This window comes from Nonomuraea sp. NPDC004354 (assembly GCF_053602555.1).
The window spans coordinates 1-14,969 of the sequence record NZ_JBSGDV010000009.1; the positions used below are offsets into that span (position 1 = coordinate 1).

12 protein-coding genes and 1 pseudogene are annotated in these 14,969 nt (G+C 73.2%); 7 read left to right on the forward strand and 6 right to left on the reverse strand.

Translation table 11 applies throughout. The features are described from left to right. Positions 1–525: pseudogene (locus ACWENQ_RS24160) on the reverse strand (IS5 family transposase); the annotation flags it as partial. A 57-nt stretch (positions 526–582) separates the two neighbouring features. On the opposite strand from ACWENQ_RS24160, the gene ACWENQ_RS24165 reads away from it, so the two are divergent. After that, a complete protein-coding gene (locus ACWENQ_RS24165) occupies positions 583–2,994 on the forward strand; it encodes a helicase-associated domain-containing protein (RefSeq protein ID WP_452416272.1) in 2,412 nt (803 codons plus the stop codon). A 17-nt stretch (positions 2,995–3,011) separates the two neighbouring features. Here the strand turns inward: ACWENQ_RS24165 and ACWENQ_RS24170 are convergent, their stop codons facing one another. From ACWENQ_RS24170 to acs, 5 genes are all read right to left on the reverse strand, one after another. Then, on the reverse strand, positions 3,012–3,464 hold the full coding sequence (locus ACWENQ_RS24170; RefSeq protein ID WP_452416275.1) for a DUF309 domain-containing protein: 453 nt from the start codon (positions 3,462–3,464) through the stop codon (positions 3,012–3,014). Beyond that, complete coding sequence (locus tag ACWENQ_RS24175; protein ID WP_452416277.1) at positions 3,461–4,378, reverse strand: alpha/beta fold hydrolase; 918 nt, start codon at positions 4,376–4,378, stop codon at positions 3,461–3,463. Before ACWENQ_RS24175 ends, ACWENQ_RS24170 begins: the two co-directional genes overlap by 4 nt. After that, a complete protein-coding gene (locus tag ACWENQ_RS24180; RefSeq protein WP_449915406.1) occupies positions 4,371–4,781 on the reverse strand; it encodes a phage holin family protein in 411 nt (136 codons plus the stop codon). Before ACWENQ_RS24180 ends, ACWENQ_RS24175 begins: the two co-directional genes overlap by 8 nt. A 31-nt stretch (positions 4,782–4,812) precedes the next feature. Beyond that, on the reverse strand, positions 4,813–6,039 hold the full coding sequence (nhaA, locus tag ACWENQ_RS24185; RefSeq protein ID WP_452416278.1) for a Na+/H+ antiporter NhaA: 1,227 nt from the start codon (positions 6,037–6,039) through the stop codon (positions 4,813–4,815). A gap of 177 nt (positions 6,040–6,216) precedes the next feature. Then, complete coding sequence (gene acs / locus ACWENQ_RS24190; RefSeq protein ID WP_452416280.1) at positions 6,217–8,205, reverse strand: acetate--CoA ligase; 1,989 nt, start codon at positions 8,203–8,205, stop codon at positions 6,217–6,219. A 148-nt stretch (positions 8,206–8,353) separates the two neighbouring features. On the opposite strand from acs, the gene ACWENQ_RS24195 reads away from it, so the two are divergent. The 6 genes from ACWENQ_RS24195 (at position 8,354) to ACWENQ_RS24220 (ending at position 14,701) form a co-directional block, all read left to right on the forward strand. Then, positions 8,354–9,190, forward strand: coding sequence for an oxidoreductase (locus ACWENQ_RS24195; protein WP_452416281.1), 837 nt, complete (start codon positions 8,354–8,356; stop codon positions 9,188–9,190). A 600-nt stretch (positions 9,191–9,790) separates the two neighbouring features. After that, a complete protein-coding gene (ssd, locus tag ACWENQ_RS24200) occupies positions 9,791–10,831 on the forward strand; it encodes a septum site-determining protein Ssd (RefSeq protein WP_452416282.1) in 1,041 nt (346 codons plus the stop codon). Positions 10,832–10,935: 104 nt separating this feature from the next. Then, positions 10,936–12,132 carry a TadA family conjugal transfer-associated ATPase gene (locus ACWENQ_RS24205; protein WP_452416284.1) on the forward strand — a complete coding sequence of 399 codons (1,197 nt, stop codon included), beginning with the start codon at positions 10,936–10,938 and terminating at the stop codon, positions 12,130–12,132. A 213-nt stretch (positions 12,133–12,345) separates the two neighbouring features. Further along, entirely contained in the window at positions 12,346–13,047 is a 702-nt protein-coding gene (locus ACWENQ_RS24210; RefSeq protein ID WP_452416286.1) for a type II secretion system F family protein, read from the forward strand. 626 nt (positions 13,048–13,673) lie between these two features. Beyond that, complete coding sequence (locus ACWENQ_RS24215) at positions 13,674–14,306, forward strand: type II secretion system F family protein (RefSeq protein WP_452416287.1); 633 nt, start codon at positions 13,674–13,676, stop codon at positions 14,304–14,306. Positions 14,307–14,446: 140 nt separating this feature from the next. Then, positions 14,447–14,701 (forward strand): DUF4244 domain-containing protein, encoded by a 255-nt coding sequence (locus ACWENQ_RS24220; protein ID WP_449915390.1) that lies wholly within the window; start codon positions 14,447–14,449, stop codon positions 14,699–14,701. The last annotated feature ends 268 nt before the right edge of the window (positions 14,702–14,969 follow it).

Consider the following 14,969-nt stretch of genomic DNA (forward strand, 5'->3'; position numbering starts at 1 on the left):
CGTCGGCCGCAAGGTGGATCTTCGTGGTGAACCCGCCACGTGAGCGGCCTAAGCACTCCCCAGCCTGACCACCTCCGCCAGCCGGGCCGCCAGACTCGCCAGCACCGGATCGCCCCGCTTTGTCCTTGCGAGTTCCCCCTTTTGCCCACCGGCCGAGAGCGACGCCGGCGGGGCGGGCGGGGCCTTGTGCGGCGCGCCGGCCGCGTGCTGGTGCGCCCGCGTAGTCGTCGAATCCACCGACACCTCCCAGTCCACCCGCCCCGCGGCATCCTCGGCGGCCTGGATCGCGGTCAGCAGCCGCTGCCACGTCCCGTCAGCCGACCAGCGGCGATGCCGCTTGTACACCGTCACCCACGACCCGAACCGCTCGGGCAGATCACGCCAGGGCAGGCCAGTACGCGCCCGGTAGAGCACCCCGTTGATCACCATCCGGTGGTCGTTCCACCGACCGCCACGCATCCCGCCAGCCGGCAGTAACGGCACCAGCCGTTCCCACTCGGCGTTCGTCAGATCACCACGACCCATATGCCAAGAGTGACAAGACCAGCGCTCACCGTCAGGAGATCTAAGAAACAGCTCCTAGTGCCCAGGACACTGACCGCATGGCTGCACCGTCTCGACGGCCCGCGTCTGGAGCGGGTGCTCGCGGCTCGGACGGACGCCGCCTCCCCTCCCGAGCCACGGTCGCTGAGCGAACTGGCGGACCGCCTGCAGCGTCCCGGGTCGGTGGCGTTGGCGCTGCCGCGGCTCGCGCTGCCGCACCTGCAGGTGGCCGAGGCGCTGGCGGCGCTGGGGCCCGTCCCGCGCGAGGCCCTGGCGGACCTGCTGGACGCGACGGGCGGACCGGCCGCGCAGGGGCTGGACGCGGCGCTGGAGACGCTGGCCGATCACGCGATGGTCTGGCCGGACGCCGACGGGCTGCTGCGTATCGCGGCGCCGCTGCGGCAGGCGTGGGACGCCCCGTTGGGGCTGGACGCGCCGGTGGCGGACCTGCTGGCCGGAGCGACCTCGGAAGCGTTGCGCGGCATCCTGGTGGCACTGGGCGTCACACCTCCGGGCACCAAACCGCAGCGGCTGGCCGCCCTGGTGGAGCACCACGGCGACCCCGAACGGATCGCGGCGGTGCTCGCGCGGGCACCGGCGGCGACCAGGACACTGCTCGAGCGCCGGGCGAGCGCCGCCGCGCGACAGCCCGGGTTCATCGTGTTCGGTGTCGTTGAGGCCGACCCGGAGCCGGGCGCGCGATGGGCGCTGGAGCGGGGACTGCTGGTCCAGGACCGCTACCGGTACGGTCCCGTCCGCATGCCGGCCGAGGTGGCGCTGGCCGTGCGCGGTCCCGGCTGGCACGCTCCGTTCGTGCCCGCGCCGCCCGCCGTCGCGCTGGTGTCCGTCACCTCGCAGGAGGTGGATCGGGAGGCTACGGCCACGGCCACGGCGTTCACCGCCCATGCCGCCTCCGTCCTGTCGGCGTGCGCGGCCTCGCCCGCGGCCAGGTTGAAGTCCGGCGGGGTCGGCGCGCGTGAGCTGGTCCGCCTCGGCAAGGCGGCGCGGTGCGACGAGGTCGTGGTGCGCGTCGTCCTGGAGACGGCGCACGCGGCCGGGCTGCTGGTCTGGGACGGCGAGCACGTCGCGGCGACCGGCACCTACGACGCCTGGGCGGAGCAGGAGCCCGCGGACCGGCTCGCGGATCTTCTCCGAGCGTGGCGCGCGCTGCCGCTCACCCCCTCCCAGACCCGCGACGCGGACGGCAAGGCGCTGCCCGCGCTGGCCGGCTCGCCTCGCTGCGACGGCTGCGTGCAGGCCCGGCACGGGCTGTTGACCGCCGCGGCCCAGCTCCAGGCGGGCACGGCGGTGAAGAGCGCCGAGGACCTGGGGCCGTTGATCGCCTGGTACCGTCCGCTCGCCGACCAGCTGCCGCAGGACCGGACGGCGTTCGCCACCGTGATCCGCGAGGCGGAGCTGCTCGGCGTGCTCGCCCGCGGCGCCCTGTCGCCCATCGGCGCCGCCCTGCTGGCCGACGACGCCGAAGGGGTGACCGCCGCCTGCCGCGAGCTGCTGCCCGAGGCCACGGGGACGGCACGGATCGGTGCCGACCTCACCGCCGTCGCCACCGGCACACCCTCCGCGCGGCTCACCGCGCTGCTGGACTCCGTCGCCGACAGGGAGGCCGGCGGCACGGCGTCGATATGGCGGTTCAGCGCGGCCACCGTCCGCCGGGCTCTCGACGCCGGCCGGACACCTGACGGCATCACCGCCGACCTGGCCGCCATAGCGGTCGGGCCGCTGCCGCAACCGCTGTCGTTCCTGATCGCCGACACCGCCCGCCGCCACGGCCGGATGCGCGTCGCCCCCGCCGCCTGCGTGATCCACGGCGAGGATCCCGCCCTCCTGGCCGAGCTCGCCGCCCACCGCAAGCTCGCCGAGCTCGGCCTGCGGCGGCTGGCGCCGACGGTGCTGGTCGGCCGGGCTCCGCTCGACACGACCCTCGCCGCGCTCAGGGCCGAGGGTTACGCCCCCGTCGCCGAGACCGCCGACGGCACCGTACGCGTCGAACAGGGCCCGCGCCACCGCGCCGCCGCCCCGGCCGCGGCGCGTCCGGGCAGCGGCGGCCGGGCCCGTCCCCGGAAGACCGGGGCACGCACGGCGCGGAAGGAGGAGACCGTCGACCTCGCGACGCTGGCCGCCCGGCTGCTCACCGTACGGCCTGCCGCCCCGGAGGCCGGCGAGCCCGGAGGGGCTTCCGGCAGCGACACCGAGGAGATCATCGCCGGGTACGCGCGGCGGCTGTCCCACGCGGACGTGCGGCAGCTCGCCCACGCGGTGGACGGCGGCCAGGCGATCACCGTCGAGTACGTCGCCACCTCGGGCAGCCGCACGGTGCGCACGCTCAGCCGGCTCGATCTCGACCCGCCCTACCTGCACGCCTGGTGTCACCTGCGGAACGACGAGCGCGTCTTCACCCTCTCCCGCATTCTCGGCGTCATGCCCGCCTAGCGATCAGGCGCGCGACATCAGAGCGCGGACAGCACGGCGCCGATCGCGGCCGCCGGGTCGCTGCCCTCCTCCAGGGTCAGCGCGACCCTGGCCACCTCGTCGTACGGCCCGCCGTACCGCTGGACGCGGGCCGCGCCCCTGGACAGCAGGGTGACGGCGCCGCGCCCGTTGCCGCGCTGCAGGTGGGTGAGGCCGACGCAGATCTGGGCGAGCCCCTGCCAGAGGTCGCGTTCGTGGTCGGGAGCGCACTTCCAGCGGCCCTCGAAGACCTCGTGGGCGTGGAACGGCCGGCCGTCCGTCAGGTAGGCGCGGGCGTCGGCGAGCGCCTGGCCGGTGGTGGGCGCGTAGTCGTCGGGCACCCGGGCGACGCCCTGGGCGCCGTGCGGCAGCGGCCTGCCGTACTCGTCGCGGGGTCGCGCGTTGCGCGGCCGGCCCTGCGGATCCCGGTCCCGCGTCGGCCCGGCGTTCATCGACCCGGCTCGCCGTCGCTCAGCCAGGCCAGCAGCTCGGCGTCGAACGCCTCGGGCACCTCCTCGTGCGGGAAGTGCCCCGCCCCCTCGACCAGGCGCCAGCGGTAGGGCGCGGCGACGAAACGGCCGGAGCCATGCGCGGTGCGCGGCAGGATGCAGGTGTCGAGCGCGCCGTGCAGCTGCAGCGTCGGCGCCTCGATCTCGGCGCGCATGGCGCGGGCGTATCGGTAGCCGTCGGGGCGCAGCTGGGAGCGGCCGAACCAGCGGTGGTACTCCAGCGCGCAGTGGGCGACGGCCGGGATGCCGAAGGCCTCGCGGTAGACGCGGGCGGTCTCGGGCTCCGGCCAGCCGGGCCGTGACCACTCGTCGAGCAGCCGGCCCACGAGCTCGCCCCCACGACGGGTCAGCCGGTGCTCGGGCAGGAAGGGCAGCTGGAAGCCGAGGGTGTAGCCGCTGGCCTTGAGCTGGCCGAACGGATCGGTGCGCAGCGCGCCGCGCAGCCGTACGGGATGCGGGGCGCCCACGACGACCAGGCGGTGCACGGACTTGGGGTCGGTCACCGCCATCGTCCACGCCAGCAGGCCGCCCCAGTCGTGGCCGACCACGATCGCGCCGGTCTCGCCGAGGGCGCGGATCAGGCCGGTGGCGTCACCGGCCAGCGTGGGCAGGTCGTAGCCGCGGGGCGGCTTGTCGCTGCCGCCGTAGCCGCGCAGGTCGACGGCGACGGCGCGGTAGCCCGCCGCCGCCAGGCTCCGCAGCTGGTGCCGCCACGTCCACCAGAACTGCGGGAAGCCGTGCAGCAGCAGCACGAGCGGGCCCTCGCCCGCCTCCACGATGTGGAAGCGGGTGCCGCCCGCGTGCACCGCCCGGTGCGTCCACGGCCCGTCCAGCTGGACGAAGCTCTCGTCAGGCATCCGGTTTCACCAGCTCGCCCTCTGGTGTGGCGATCTCCTTCAGCTCCCTCAGCGACCTGGTGGTGCGCTGCATCCCGGCCAGGCCCTTCAGCCTGCGGGTGCCGATGAACACCAGCAGCGCCGCCACCAGCAGGTAGAACACCGTGACGATGGCGAAGGCCAGCCACGTCGCCAGGCCGATCTCCACGAGCAGGTAGGCGATCGCGAACGAGGCCAGGATCAGGCACAGGTGCGCCATGAAGGCCGCAGCGGCGAACAGACCGGCGGCCGTGCCGACCCGCTTGGCGTCGAACCTGAGCTCGGCCTTGGCCAGCTCGATCTCCGAGCGGACCAGCGTCGAGATGTGGTCGGTCGCCTGAGCGACCAGCGCGCCCAGGGATTCTTCGTCGGAAGTCTGCGGCATGAACGTCTCCTATCGGGGCCAGGTGCCCGTGTCAATCATCATCCAGTCCAATGCGACGCTTGCGCACCCGGACGTGGAGAAGCGTCGCCGCCAGCACCGAGGCCACCAGGCTGGCGGCGAGGATCCCCGTCGTCACGGCCGCCGCCCGTGACTCGTCCGCGCCGAACGCGAGGTCGCCGATCAGCAGCGACACCGTGAAGCCGATGCCGCCCAGCAACGAGACCGCCGCCATGTCCCGCCATCGCAGCTCCTCCGACAGCCTCGCCATGCCCAGCCGTACCGACAGCCACGAACCGCCGAACACGCCAAGGAACTTACCGATGACCAGTCCCGCCATCACCCCCAGGACTACCCGATCAGTGAAGATCATGCTCACGGTGTCCGCGTCCAGCCGTACACCGGCCGACAGGAACGCGAAGACCGGCACCGCGACACCCGCCGAGATCGGCCGCACGTAGTGGTCGGCCCGCTCGGCGGGCGAGCTGTCCTCGGCGCTGACGGTCGTGACCCTGGTCAGCAGGCCGAGCGCGACGCCGGCGACCGTCGCGTGCACGCCGCTGGACTCGATGAAGTACCAGGCCAGTACGGCGAGCGGCAGGTAGACCCAGATGCTTCTGACGCGCCTGCGCTGCAGGACGCCGTAGACCGCGAGCGCGGCCACGCCGGCGAGCAGCATGACGGCGTCGAGGTGGTCGGTGTAGAAGACCGCGATGATCGCGATGGCGCCGAGGTCGTCGACGACCGCGCAGGTCAGCAGGAACGCGCGCAGCGAGGCGGGCATCGCGCTGGCCGTCACGGCGAGCACCGCGAGGGCGAAGGCGATGTCGGTGGCGGTGGGGATCGCCCAGCCCCGGGCGGCGTCCTCCACGCCCCAGCTCACCGCCAGGTAGACGAGCGCGGGGACGATCATGCCCGACACCGCGGCGATGATGGGCAGCGCGGCCTTGCGCAGGTGGCTGAGCTCGCCGTGGACGAACTCCTCCTTCACCTCCAGGCCCGCGACGAAGAAGAAGATCGTCAGCAGGCCGTTCTGGGCCCACCTGTAGAGCTCCATGTCGAGGTGGAGCGTGGCCGGGCCGAAGGTGGCCGTGCGCAGGGCCTCGTAGGAGTCGTAGGCGACGTTCGCCCAGACCAGGGCGGCGAGGGTGGCCAGCAGCATGATGATGCCGCCGAGGGTCTCCGTGCGCAGCGCCTCGGCGAGGGTGCGGGCGTAGCGGACGGTCGGTCGGAGCGGCCACACGTCGGCGGCTCGGCGCACAGTCTTCCCCCTTGGCGTACGGGTGTGATCGGTCGTATTCGCCGACCAGACTTCCCGGCACACCAAGGCACTATTTTACCCATATCGCACGCCGTGGGCGGAGGCGAGCGCCCGCGGAAACCGGAAGACCCCGGCCCCGCCCGTTGCGGGACGGTGGCCGGGGTCCCGGGTCGCGCGTCAGTCCTCCGACTTCGCGCTGGGCAGCTTCTCCGAGATCAGGTTCATCACCGTGCTGTCGGCCAGCGTCGTGACGTCCCCGATGCTCCGGTTCTCCGCGACGTCACGCAGCAACCGCCGCATGATCTTGCCGGACCGCGTCTTCGGCAGCTCGGGGACCACCAGGATCTGCCGCGGCTTGGCGATGGGGCCGAGCGTCTTGGCCACGTGGTTGCGCAGGTCGGCCGCGATGTCCTCGCTCTCCTCGGCGCTCCCGCGCAGGATGACGAACGACACGATGGCCTGCCCCGTCACCGGGTCGGTCGCGCCCACGACCGCCGCCTCGGCGACCTTCGGGTGCGACACCAGCGCCGACTCCACCTCGGTCGTCGAGATGTTGTGGCCCGACACGAGCATGACGTCGTCGACGCGGCCGAGCAGCCACAGGTCGCCGTCGTCGTCCTTCTTCGCGCCGTCGCCGGGGAAGTACATGCCCTCGAACCGCGACCAGTAGGTGTCGATGTAGCGCTGGTCGTCGCCCCAGATCGTGCGGAGCATCGACGGCCACGGGTCGCGCACGACGAGGAAGCCGCCGCCGCCGTTCGGGACGCTGTTGCCCTGGTCGTCGACGACGTCCGCGGTGACGCCCGGCAGCGGGCGCATCGCGGCACCCGGCTTGGCGGAGGTCACGCCGGGCAGCGGGCTGATCATGATGGCGCCCGTCTCGGTCTGCCACCAGGTGTCGACGACCGGGCAGCGCTCGCCGCCGATGTGCTCGCGGTACCAGACGTAGGCCTCGGGGTTGATCGGCTCGCCCACCGAACCCAGGACGCGCAGGGACGACATGTCGAACTTGGCCGGGATGTCGTCACCCCACTTCATGAACGTGCGGATGGCCGTGGGCGCGGTGTAGAGGATCGTCACCTTGTACTTCTGGACGATCTCCCAGAACCGGCCCCGGTGCGGGGTGTCCGGCGTGCCCTCGTAGATGACGCTGGTCGCGCCGTTGGCGAGCGGGCCGTACACGATGTAGGAGTGTCCGGTCACCCAGCCGATGTCGGCGGTGCACCAGTAGATGTCGGTCTCCGGCTTGAGGTCGAAGACGGCGTGGTGGGTCCAGGCGGTCTGCGTGAGGTAGCCGCCGGTGGTGTGCAGGATGCCCTTCGGCTTCCCGGTGGTGCCGCTGGTGTAGAGGATGTACAGCGGGTCCTCGGCGTCGTGCGGCTCCGCCTGGTGCTGGTCGCTCTGCCGTTCGACCAGGTCGTGCCACCACACGTCGCGCTCCTGCGTCGCGACCTCCTGCCCGGTGCGGCGGACCACCAGCACGTGCTCCACGCCGGGGGTGTTGGCGACGGCCTCGTCCACGGTGGGCTTCAGGGCGGACGGCGCGCCGCGGCGGTAGCCGCCGTCGGCGGTGATGACCAGCTTGGCGTCGGCGTCCTCGATCCGGCTCTGCAACGCGGTGGCGGAGAAGCCGCCGAACACCACCGAGTGGACGGCCCCGAGGCGGGCGCAGGCCAGCATCGCGATCGGCAACTCGGGGATCATGGGCATGTAGATGGCCACCCGGTCGCCCTTGGTCACGCCGAGCTCGGTGAGGGCGTTGGCGGCCTTGTTGACCTCCCGCTGGAGGTCGGCATAAGTGATGGTACGGCTGTCGCCCTCCGGCTCACCCTCCCAGAAGTAGGCGACCTTGTCGCCGTTGCCGGCCTCGACGTGCCGGTCGACGCAGTTGTGGGCGACGTTGAGCTCACCGCCGACGAACCACTTGGCGAACGGTGCGTTCCACTCCAGCGTGGTGTCCCAGCGCTTGGCCCAGGTCAACCGGTCGGCGGCCTTCTCCCAGAACGCCAGCCGGTCGGCCTCCGCCTCTGTGTAGGCGGCGGCGGTCACGTTCGCGGCCGCGGCCAGGTCCGCTGGTGGTGCGAACCGGCGGTTCTCCTGTAGCAGGTTGGACAGCGCCTGCGGCTCGGTGCCAGGGGTCTCCGGGGCCACTGCATGCTCCTTCATATGGCCAGATTGAGTGTTGCTGTCCCACTTCACCAGGCGACCCAGGGCCACCACAAGAGGTCTAGACAGGTCTGTACCAAGAGCCTCGCGCTGACCTGGACCGCTGACAACTGCTATTAAACCGTTGTCATCCTGAAATCTCAGAATTATGGAATGGGGCGTGCGAATTGCTCACTACTCGCCGGTAAGGTCGGGTCCTGTGAGTGACCCATTGGCAGTCATTGCCGGCCTTCCTGGAGTTCCCGAAGCGGTCGAAGAGGCGCGCGAGGCCGTCGACCGGTTGTACCGGCACCGCGTGCTGCGCCGCCGCAGCCCCGAGGTGTCGGCCGAGGCGGCTCTGCGCGGCGCGCGGGCCTCGGCGGCGCTGTCGGGGGACGACGTCCCCCTCGACGTGCTGCGCAGGGGAGAGGTGTCCTCGCCGGTCGTGCAGGGAGCGCTGAGGGCGTCCGCCGAGCTGGGCAGGCTGGGCTCGACCTGGCGGAGCGCCCCCAGGCAGGTGCTGGCGAGGCTGCACACGCTCGCCGCCGTGGGCCTGGCGGCGCAGGAGGACCTGGGCCGCCCGCGCCACGACTCCGGCGACTTCGCGCCCGATCCGCTCGGCCTCGGCCCCGTGCCGGGCGTCGAGGAGACCGCCACCAGGATGGCCGCCCTCGCCGCGCTCGTCGGCGGCCCGTCGAAGGCGCCCGCGCTGGTCCTGGCCGCGATCGTGCACGCGGAACTGGCCGTCCTGCGCCCCTTCGGGGTGGCCGACGGGGTCGTCGCCCGCGCCGCGGAGCGGCTCACGCTCGTGGAGTACGGCCTCGACCCCAAGTCGCTGGTGCCCGCCGAGGTGGGCCACCTGGAGCTGCCCTACGCCGAAGGGCTCAGGTCCTACCTGTCGGGTACGGCCGAGGGGGTCTCGGTATGGGTACGGCAATGTGCCGCAGCGGTGACATTGGGAGTCAGGGAAACCATGGCCGTCTGTGAGGCCATGCAGCGGGCATAGCTGACGGCGTCCCAACATCTGAGACGCCGTCTGCCGGCGCGTCACACCGGGTTACCAAGCGTGCACCTGAATTCGTCGGAGCGGGTCAAGCCCGTCTCGACGCGCCTCCCGCGGCTGGTCGCGCGTGGGTGCCCGGCTGACGCACCCGGACATGTCGTCCGTGTCACCTTTCTACGTCGAATCGGGGCCGATGTGAACCCCTTCCGCCAAGACCTTTACCCCGGCCCCTTGATCACGCAGAGTGATCTCGCGGTCTGTAGTCGTTCAACTACGGGCCAAAAAAACTAGCGGAAATTGGAGATTGCTCCTCGACGAAACTCACATCGATCGGGCAGCATACGGGGGTATCTCCCGAAACTGGAGCGACTGTGCACGGGATTGCTTTGCAAGTCTCTTGCCATGCTCTGGTTAAGTGTTGAAAGCTTTCTTCTGAAACGGGACCGGCTCTACCCCCCCGGAGCCGGACCGGTCAGGCGACCCCCGCTCTCCCCCCCGGCGGGGGTCGCCGCTTTTATCCACAGAATCTCATTCGGTTCCGCGCGCCCTCCGCCGCCTCGCCCATGCTGTGCCTCCACCCGTTCCGGAGCCCTGGAGGCCGCCATGACCCGACCCCTCGTCGTGACCGAGGACCGCGAGCTGCTCGACGACCTGGTGCGCGTCGCCGCCGCGGCGGGCGCCCAGCTCGACGTCGCCCACGCCCCGGCGCTCGCCCGGCCGTTCTGGGCGCACGCGCCGATCGTGGTGGTCGGCGACGACCTCGCCGACGCCGTGGCCACGACCGGCCCACCCCGCAGGCCCAGGGTCTTCCTGGCCACGCGGCAGCCCGGCGAGCCCGACAGCTGGCGGCGCTGCGTCGCCGTCGGCGCCCAGGCGGTGGTCGAGCTGCCCGAAGGCGAGCTGCGGCTGGTCGAGGAGTTCGCCGACGCCCTCGAACCCGCGCCCAGGGCCGGCGTCGTCGCGTGCGTCGTCGGCGGCACCGGCGGCTCGGGCGCCAGCCTGCTGGCCGCCTCCCTCGCGCTGACCGCCGCCCGGCGCAGGCTCCGCACGCTGCTGGTCGACGCCGACCCGCTCGGCGGCGGCATCGACGTCCTGCTCGGCCAGGAGGAGGCGCAGGGCGCGCGCTGGGCCGACTTCGTCTCCCGCGAGGGCCGCGTGAGCTCCACGGCGCTGCGGGCCGCGCTGCCCGCCTTCGGCGATCTCACCGTGCTCGCCTTCCACCGGGGCGAGGTCGCCGCCATCCCCGCCGAGGCGATGCGGTCGGTGCTGGAGGCGGGCGGGCGCGGCTTCGACCTCGTGGTCGTCGACCTGCCCCGCCACCTCGACCCGGCCGCCGCCGAGGCGCTGAGCCGGGCCACGGCCACCTTCCTGCTGGTCACGGCCGACGTGCGCGGCGTGCTGGCGGCCGCCCAGGTCCTCGGCGAGGTCAGGCGGCACACCCGCGAGATCGGCATGGTGCTGCGGCCCGGGGTCCTGGAGGAGGCGGTCGTGGCCACCTCCCTCGACCTGCCGTGCGCGGGCCACCTCGCCGACCAGCCCCGCCTCGCGACCGCGCTCAACAAGGGCGACCTGAGCCTCCTCGACGGCCGTTCGGTGCTCGGCCACTTCTGCGCCACGCTCCTCACCGACCTCATGGCCGCATGAGCGGCCACCCTGCGGCCTCTCCGATGCGTCAGCCGCCCGTGGGCTCGTCCACGCGTCAGCCGCTCGTGGGCTCTTCCACGCGTCAGCCGCTCGCGGTGTCTCCCATGCGTCGGCCGCCCGGCTCTTCCACGCGTCAGCAGCCCGTGGGCGAGGTCTCCCGCGAACTGGTCGAGGCGGTCAGGGTCCGCCTCGCCCGCGCCGGCGTCGAGCCGAGCGCCGCCCAGGTGGCCGTCGCCCTGCGCGCGGAGAAATCCGTGTACGGCGACGCCGAGATCCTGGCCGTGGCCCGCGCCCTGTGCGCCGACCTCATCGGGGCCGGGCCGCTCGAACCGCTGCTGGCCGCGCCCGACGTCACCGACGTCCTGGTCAACGGGCCGCGCGAGGTCTGGGTCGACGACGGCCGCGGGCTGCGCCGCACCACCGTCACCTTCCCCGACGACGGCGCGGTCCGCCGCCTCGCCCAGCGCCTGGCCGCCGCCGCGGGCCGCCGGCTCGACGACGCGTCCCCGCACGTCGACGCTCGCCTGGCCGGTGGCGTCCGCCTCCACGCGATCCTGCCGCCGATCGCCGCCGAAGGCACGTGCGTGTCGCTGCGCCTGCCGCCCCGCCGTACCTTCACGCTCACCGACCTGGTCGCCGCGGGCACCGTCGCGCCCGAGGCGGTCCCCGTCCTGTCGGCCGTGGTTGAGGCCAGGCTGGCGTTCCTGGTCACCGGAGGCACGGGCACCGGCAAGACCACGCTCCTCAGCGCCCTGCTCTCCCTCGCCGACCACGGCGAGCGCCTCCTGCTCGTGGAGGACTCCGCCGAACTGCGCCCCCTCCACCCCCACGTGGTCCGCCTCGAGACCCGCCCCGCCAACCTGGAGGGAGCCGGCGGCGTCGGCCTGCGCGACCTCGTACGGCAGGCGCTGCGCATGCGGCCCGACCGGCTCGTCGTCGGCGAGGTGCGCGGCTCGGAGGTGGTGGACCTGCTGGCCGCCCTCAACACCGGTCACGAGGGCGGCTGCGGCACCCTCCACGCCAACACCGCGGCCGACGTACCGCCCCGGCTCGAGGCGCTGGCCTGCGCGGCGGGGCTCAGCCGCGAGGCGGTGCACAGCCAGCTGGCCGCCGCGCTCGACGTGGTGATCCACCTGTCCCGGCGGCGGTCCGACGGGAGGCGCCGGGTGTCGCAGATCTGCCTGATGTCGCGCCGGGCGTCGGGGTTCGTGGAGGCGGAGCCGGCGCTGACGTTCGACGAGGACGGACGCGCGCACGTCGGACCCGCCTACCCGGCCCTCACCACCCGAGCCCCCACCTGACCACCCGCCATCTCGCAGCCGTGGCGCGGAGTGCCCGGGACCATCCGGGATCTATCAGCCCCTCACGCCCTGCCCGCCTGCCATCTCACGCTCCGGAAGCACCTGTCGCCTGCCGGAGCGAGGCAACGCTGTCCCCGACTTGCCCGCCGACCGCCTGGGCACAGCCCGCGCAAGCCCTGAACCAGCCACAACCCCCACCCCCGGAAGCTCCCCATGACACTCACCGCCGCGCTCTGCGGAGCGCTCGCCCTCTGGCTGTGGACCGGCCCCACCCGGGCCCATCGCCGCCTCAGCCGCCTCCTCGGCGTCCGGCCGCCGAGCCCGGGGCCGTCGTCCCTCTGGGCCAGGGTCCACCGCCCGTCGGCCGCCCGCCGCGCCGAGGCGTGGCACGTCGCCTCCATCGAGCTCTGCCAGGCCCTCTCCGCCGAGCTGGCCGCGGGCCGTACCGCTGGGGAGGCCCTCACCCGCGCCCTGGCCGCGGTCGACTTTCCCGACCCGCTGAACCCGCTCGCCGCGGCCGCCAGAGACGGAGGGGACGTGGCGGCGGCCTTCCGCGAGGTCGCCCCCACGCAGGGCGGCGAGGGGCTGCGGCGGTTGGCGGCCTGTTGGGAGGTCAGCGTGTCCGTGGGGGCGGGCCTGTCCGGACCGGTCGACAGGGTCGGCACCTCCTTGCGCGCCGCCCAGGCGCACCGCGGTGAGGTGTCCGCCCAGCTCGCCGGTCCCAGAGCCACCGCCAGGATGCTCGCCGCCCTCCCGGTCCTCGGGCTGCTCATGGGCGCCGCGCTCGGCATGAACCCGCTGGGCTTCCTGCTCGGCAGCGTCCCCGGCCTCGGTTGCCTGACCGTCGGGGTGGCCCTTGACGCCTGCGGGCTGTGGTGGACGCAGCGGATGGCGTCACGAGCGGAGTCCGCGTGATCGTCGCGACGGTCTGCGCGTTCCTGGCGGCCTGGCTGTGGTTCCCCTCCCGCACGCCCGCCGACCGCCTCCACGCCCTCCGATCCACCGCCTCGCTTCACGGCGGCGACCAGCAGCCCTCACCGGCCGGCTGGTCCCCCCGCCATGCCGCGTCGCTCGACGGCGGGCACCAGCCGGCCGCCTGGTCCCCCCACGCCGGCGTTTCCCTCGGTATCGGGAAGCCGCACTCGCCGGGCGCCTGGTCTCCCCACGCCGGCGTTTCCCTCGACACCGGGAAGCCGCACTCGCCGGCCGGACGGTCCGCCCGCCCCGGCGGCCCGCTCGATCTCAGGGAACGGCATGCGCCGACCGGCCGGCCCCCTCTCCACCCTGGCGGTTCGCTCGACGGTGGGAACGGGGGTTCAACGGGCGGTCGGACTCCCCGCCTTGGCGGTTCGATCGAGAGCGCGGAGCGGCGCTCGCAGGCCGAGCGGTCTCTTCGGCCCGGCGACTCGTTCGACGGTGGGGAGCCGGTCGGCTGGTTCCGTCGGCCTGGCGGTTCGCTTGAGGGGCGGTCGCCGGTCGAGCGATCTGCTCGCCGCGGCGGTTCGCTCGACGGCGAGGAGAGGGCTTCACCAGCCGACTGGTTGTTCGGGCGTGCCACCACCCCGGGACGCGGGCCCGACCGTCGTGCCGTCCTGTCCGGCTGCGGCGTCGCCGTCATCATGGCGCTCCTGGTCGGAGGCATCCCAGGAGTCATCACCGGCCTGGTGGCCGGCCCAGCGGCCACCGTACTCATCCACAGGAAAGCCGCCCGCGGATCCCACGAAGACCGGGAGCGGATCACGGCCGACCTGCCGTTCGCGACGGACCTGATGGTCGCCTGCCTCCAGGCGGGGCAGCCCGTCAGCGCCGCGACCGAGACCGCCGCCACGGCCGTCGGCGGGCCGCTCGGACAGCGCCTCTCCTGGGTGAGCGGTCAGCTCCGCCTCGGCGCCGACCCCGAACCCGCCTGGATGGCACTGGCCCGCGAGCCCTCCATGGGGCCGCTCGCCCGCACCATGTCCCGCGCGGCACAGAGCGGCGCGCCCGTCGCGGACGTACTCACCCGCCTGGCCGACGACGCCCGTCAAGCCTCCCGCACCGCTTCACTGGCCGCCGCGCGGAAGGTCGGCGTCCAGGCCGTCGCCCCTCTGGGGCTGTGCTTCCTGCCCGCCTTCGTCCTCCTCGGCATCATCCCCGTCGTCGCGGGGCTCGCCGGCGGCGTGCTCCTCCCCTGAGGATCCGTCATCCACAACCCCCCGCGCGCGGTCCCCCTTCATCCACAGAACCGCGCTCGGCCCCTCCCGACCCTCCTCCACCCAGCGAACCTTGACCCCGAGCGCCGGACACCGCCCGGCCCGACCCCTGGGAGGCAACGATGCGACACCCCTTCTCCTTCTCCATCGACCCGATCAGCCAGCGCCTGCGCGCCGCCGTCCACAGGCTGTGGACCACCCGTCTCGCCCAGGCCAGCCGTCTCGGCCGCGACCGCGGCATGTCGACCGCCGAGTACGCCGTCGGCACCATCGCCGCATGCGGCTTCGCCGCCCTGCTCTTCAAGGTCGTCACCAGCACCGAAGTCCAGGAGATGCTCAGCGCCCTGGTCAACCGCGCACTCAACACCGCCGGCTAGCTCACACCGCCCACCCCGGTCCGCTGCTCCAACCGACGCCACCTCTGCCTGACACATCAGACCAGCGTGAACCACCTCGGACAGAACGACTGCCTCGCCCCCCTGGCCCCGTCCTGCAGACAGCTCCGTCTGACAGACCGGCCATCTCGAGCATCTGACACACCAGCCATCCGGTGGTCTGACACCAGCCATCTCAGATACCTGACACAACCGCCATCTGGAGCGTCTGACACACCAGGAATCTCAGGCATCTCACACACCAGCCATC